This is a genomic window from Ectobacillus sp. (assembly GCF_056992975.1).
The window spans coordinates 1-5,048 of sequence record NZ_JBXKMX010000108.1 but is presented as its reverse complement, the minus strand read 5'-3'; the positions used below and the strand labels follow the sequence as shown (position 1 = coordinate 5,048).

The following is a 5,048-nucleotide window of genomic DNA, read 5'->3' as shown; positions in this document are numbered from 1 at the left end:
AGGTTCTACTTGTAAATGCTTTGGCATGGTTGGATAGCCGTAGGAAGCAAAGAGACCATCTAATTCACTATAGTTTAAATCCGTTTGATAAATACGTTCACTTAAAAGAATCGCATACCGCATACCAATAGCTATGGCGTCACCATGTGTCATCACGCCGTACCCGAGGATAGATTCAATCGCATGTCCTAATGTATGTCCAAAGTTTAAAAAGGCACGAATTCCCTTTTCTTTTTCATCTTGGGAAACGACTGCAGCCTTGACTCCAATTGCAATTTTTAGGGCGTATTGTAGCTTGTCACCTCGCAGCGCAGCAATAGTGGGCACTTCCTTACGAAGCCATTCAAAAAAAGCAGGATCCCATATAAGAGCGTGCTTAATTACTTCTGCAAAACCAGAACGCCACTCGCTTTCTGGAAGTGATCCAAGAAATGTAAGGTTATACAAAACTACCTCTGGTTGATGAAAGGCACCAATCATATTTTTACCAAGAGGATGGTTTACTGCCACTTTTCCTCCTACCGCACTATCATGGGCTAGGAGAGTCGTCGGTATTTGAATAAAACGAATACCACGCATAAAGGAAGCAGCAACAAATCCTGCTAAATCGCCAATCACTCCTCCTCCAAGTGCAATGATAATAGAGTGACGATCCAGATGATTTTCGAGAGCAAATGTTAAAATATTATAATAGTTTTCAAATGACTTTTCTTTTTCCCCATTCGGTACTACATAAGAATATACCTTACCAACAATGGCTTGTTTTACTTGCTCCAAATATAGCGGAGCAACGTGATCATCTGTAACAATAAGAATAGAGGATGCACTAGGTTCCATATCATGAATGATAGGATTAAGTTCATCCAAAATTTGTTCTCCAAGCAGTACAGGATACTGCTTCTTGGTTGCAATATGTACGCGTTCCATGATAATCCCCTCACATAGTAAAGACTCATTTCTCCATGATCTACTAGCGATATTGAGACCAACTTCATCTTGCAACATCTTCTGACATTCAAGTTGAAATCTACTGAATCTTTTTATTATTTATGTACCAATATAACACATATGACTCCCTTTGATAAGCTATCTCTATGCAAAAACCAATGCAATCCACTTAACGGTCATACCCTAATTTGTAGAAAAACGAAAAAGACATGATGCAGAACTCACTGTCTGTATCATGCCTTTTTCTCAAATATTGTAAAGCGGTTACAAATTATATAGTGAAAAGATTAGTAAATCCACTTATTTGCAAGCTTTGTGTATTCTACTAACTCTTCTTCTTTGAAGAAAATTCCGATTTCACGTTCTGCACTGGCAGGAGAATCAGAGCCGTGAATAATATTTTTACCCATTGTTACACCATAATCACCGCGAATAGTACCTTGAACTGCATCGCTAGGATTTGTTTTTCCCATCATTTGACGAGCTGTTGCAATTACATTTTCACCTTCCCAAACCATTGCAAAAACCGGGCTAGATGTAATAAAGCTTACCAATTCACCGAAAAATGGACGTTCTTTATGTTCAGCATAATGCAATTCTGCTGTTTCTTTAGAAATTTGCATTAATTTTGCGCCTACTAATTGATAACCTTTCTTTTCAAAACGAGAAACGATTTCTCCAACTAAGCTACGTTGTACGCCATCCGGTTTTACCATTAGAAATGTCTTTTCCATTATGGTTTCCACTCCCTATAAGTTATGTATTTTGACCCAAAGAAAATAGTATCATTAGTTTTTCAATTTAGCAATAGGAGTAACTAGAACCGTAAATAGTTAAAATTTACGTTTTCCTATATATTTTGCAACATTTTGGAGTGCTGACTTTGCTTGACTTTTTGGGAGCGGAGCAATTACTTGTAGAGCCTTTTGCAAATATCGTTCACTAAATGCAAAAGATTTCTCAATTGCATCACTTGCTTTAATCATTTCAATAATACTGTTCATTTCTTCTCTACTCGTTCCTTCATGAACTTGCATTATTTTTTCCCGAAGTGATTCTTGCTGCAAGGCATATAATGCTGGTAACGTAACATTTCCTTGAAGTAAATCTCCACCTGCTGGTTTGCCAAGATCTCTTTCTGTTGCAACAAAATCTAATATATCATCAATAATTTGATACGACATTCCAACAAAATACCCAAACCAATAAAGCCTATTCTCTGTTTCTCGCGTGGCCCCTGTAGCAATAGCTCCAAGTTGGCAACTAGCTGCTATTAACAACGCTGTTTTCCGTTTAATTCGACGTAAATAAATGCGTAAATTTTGATGAAAATCGTATTTATCTCGTATTTGCTCAATTTCCCCTTTGCATACTTCTACAATGGTATGAGAAAGTGCAATATGTGCTGCTGGGGTTTCTAATTTCGTAATACACTCAAGTGCTTTTGCAAATAAATAGTCCCCCGTATACATTGCAATACGATCACCCCATATTGCATTTACCGTAGCACTCCCTCTCCGAAGCATTGCTGCATCAATAACATCATCATGAATAAGAGATGCCATATGAATGAGTTCAAGAGCTACAGCCACGTTTTTAATCGTTTCTAACTTGTAGGTACCGAATTTCCCAGCGAGCAAAACAAAAACAGGCCGTATGCGTTTTCCGCCTGCCCGAATGAGCTGAAGTGCCGCATCCTGAAGCATTTGCTGATCCGAAGACACGACAGCTTGCAACTCTTGTTCAATTTTTTCAATATCTGATTTTAAAAAAGAGTACATAACTTGTAGCTTCATATCTTTCACCTTAACCTAGATTCTAATAATCATTTTGGTTTGTATCCCAAATGCATTGCTGCTACCCCAAACGTAAACGGTTTTACTTCAATTTTCTCTAATCCAGCTTGTTTAAACATGCTTGCTAATTCTTTCATGCCTGGAAATGTACTTGCGGATTCTTGTAACCAAGAATATTCGTTATAGCTCTTTGCAAATATTTTACCTATTAAAGGCATAATGTAACGAAAATAAAGGATATACAATTGGCGAATTCCAATAGCCGTAGGCTGAGATGTTTCAAGACACACGACTTTACCACCCGGCTTTACAACTCTCGTCATTTCTTTAAGCACCTGCAAATAATCTGGGACATTTCGTAATCCAAAACCTATAGTCACATAGTCAAACGTGTTATCTTCAAATGGAAGTTCCATGGCATTTCCATGAATAAGATTCACTTGATCTAACTGCATACTATGTATTTTTTCTTCCCCTACAGACAACATATTCTGACTGAAATCAAGTCCAAATACTTGCCCCTTTTTTCCAACTGCATCTGCTAAAGAGATCGTCCAATCACATGTACCGCAGCAAACATCGAGTGCCTTATCACCTTTTTGTACATCCATTATTTTCATTGTTTCTTTTCGCCATGTTTTATGACGTTGAAAACTAATAACAGAATTCATTACATCATATCGTTTATAAATTTTCTCAAAAACATCATGAACTCTTTCTTCCTTAGATTGATGCATACGCTACCCTTCTTCCAATCCTAATTAAATGTTTACCTAGTCAGTAACAGCTTATTTAATATTTCTACCTGATCATTCGTGGTAGCGAGATTGGTAAGCTGCTTTTCTATTCGCTGTAAATAAGATTGATAATAAGATTCAACTTCACTAGTTGGTAGGAATGTCTCCCACAGTGCAAATATAATCGAATTTTTCTGCTGTTTGTAAAGACGAAATTCTCTTTTTATGCGCTGCCTAGCTAGAAAACTTGCGGAATATTCGTCCAAGTTTTCAATTTGAAAGTAGCTGCACGTTTTTTGTATTAGAGCAGATTCAACTATTTCCACACTTCGCACTACATCTTCTACTGAGAAATTCAATCGTTGGTGTAAGCGAATTTTTTGTTCATTTATTTCTTTAATTCCTTGGGCCAGTTTACGAATTAAATAAATATCTGATTGCTGTGCTAATAAATAATAATAAAGACCGCTATAATAATCACCTGCGAGAGCAGTAAGCTGGCGTCTTTTATGTAAATCAATTGCTTCTACATCACCTTTATCTGAGACCTTTTCATGCGTATCAAGTGCGATTTGTACAAGCATAATTGTTAGAGCATATTGCTGCTTTTTTTCTATATGTAAATTTGTATGATTTAAAATAGAATTTAAAATAAACAGCTTTTCTTCATCAATAACTGGCGTATCGATATAACGCATCAAAAAAGGATGCTGTAATCTCTCCTGTAGGCTCTCCTTTACAGCAGAAAAGCCATAGTTGTCGTTATACACACTTAATCACCCTTGTCCTCCGTAATCCATACGACCTATTATAACACATATACGAAGTGTTCCTACAAAAAAAGAAAAGCAGAGTCTGCTTTCCTATTCGTTCTACTTAATCAGAGACAATACTTCTGCACGCGCAGTTGCATCCGTTTCTAATACACCTCTAACAGCAGATGTGATTGTTTTCGCCCCAGGCTTTTTCACACCACGCATTGTCATGCACATATGCTCGGCTTCTAACACTACCATAACGCCGTGCGGCTCCAATACTTCCATAATACTATTTGCGACCGTAGACGTAATCCGTTCTTGTAATTGTGGTCGACGTGCAATCGTATCTACCGTACGTGCTAACTTACTTAAACCAGTTACCTTACCGCCTCTAGGTATATATGCTACATGTGCAACACCATAAAAAGGTACAAGATGATGCTCACACATACTAAAAAATGGTATATCCTTTACTAAAACGAGTTCTTCATGTTCCTCCCCGAAAACTTTATGTAAATGTTCTTTCGGATCTTCGTGCATACCAGAAAAAACTTCTGCATACATTTTCGCAACTCGTTTCGGTGTTTCAAGCACACCTTCACGATTTGGATCATCGCCAATGGCTTCTAGTATTAGCCGAACGGCATGTTCTATTTTCTCTAAGTTTACTGTTTCCATCCGCTGTTATCCTCCCAAAATCATACCTTTTACTGTATGAACACATTCTAGCATATGAACGATTTTAAAAGCAAAAAACTGAATCCAAAATGAAAACATTTTCATTTCAGCTTTGAAAAGAAAAAAGCTCT

At 37.2% G+C, this 5,048-nt stretch carries 6 protein-coding genes; all 6 read right to left on the bottom strand.

Annotated elements, in window-relative coordinates; translation table 11 throughout:
- Positions 1 to 927: 3-dehydroquinate synthase (aroB, locus tag AC11ZT_RS05700; RefSeq protein ID WP_484058677.1), on the bottom strand; the 927-nt coding region annotated here is incomplete at its 3' end.
- Between the two features lie 308 nt (positions 928 to 1,235).
- Positions 1,236 to 1,682, bottom strand: a complete 447-nt coding sequence (ndk, locus tag AC11ZT_RS05695; protein ID WP_379968516.1) for a nucleoside-diphosphate kinase — start codon at positions 1,680 to 1,682, stop codon at positions 1,236 to 1,238.
- A gap of 99 nt (positions 1,683 to 1,781) precedes the next feature.
- On the bottom strand, positions 1,782 to 2,744 hold the full coding sequence (gene hepT, locus AC11ZT_RS05690; protein ID WP_484058676.1) for a heptaprenyl diphosphate synthase component II: 963 nt from the start codon (positions 2,742 to 2,744) through the stop codon (positions 1,782 to 1,784).
- 29 nt (positions 2,745 to 2,773) lie between these two features.
- On the bottom strand, positions 2,774 to 3,481 hold the full coding sequence (locus AC11ZT_RS05685) for a demethylmenaquinone methyltransferase (protein WP_484058675.1): 708 nt from the start codon (positions 3,479 to 3,481) through the stop codon (positions 2,774 to 2,776).
- Positions 3,482 to 3,513: 32 nt separating this feature from the next.
- Positions 3,514 to 4,251, bottom strand: coding sequence for a heptaprenyl diphosphate synthase component 1 (locus AC11ZT_RS05680; RefSeq protein ID WP_484058674.1), 738 nt, complete (start codon positions 4,249 to 4,251; stop codon positions 3,514 to 3,516).
- 102 nt (positions 4,252 to 4,353) lie between these two features.
- Complete coding sequence (gene folE / locus AC11ZT_RS05675) at positions 4,354 to 4,917, bottom strand: GTP cyclohydrolase I FolE (protein WP_484058673.1); 564 nt, start codon at positions 4,915 to 4,917, stop codon at positions 4,354 to 4,356.
- Positions 4,918 to 5,048: the final 131 nt, after the last annotated feature.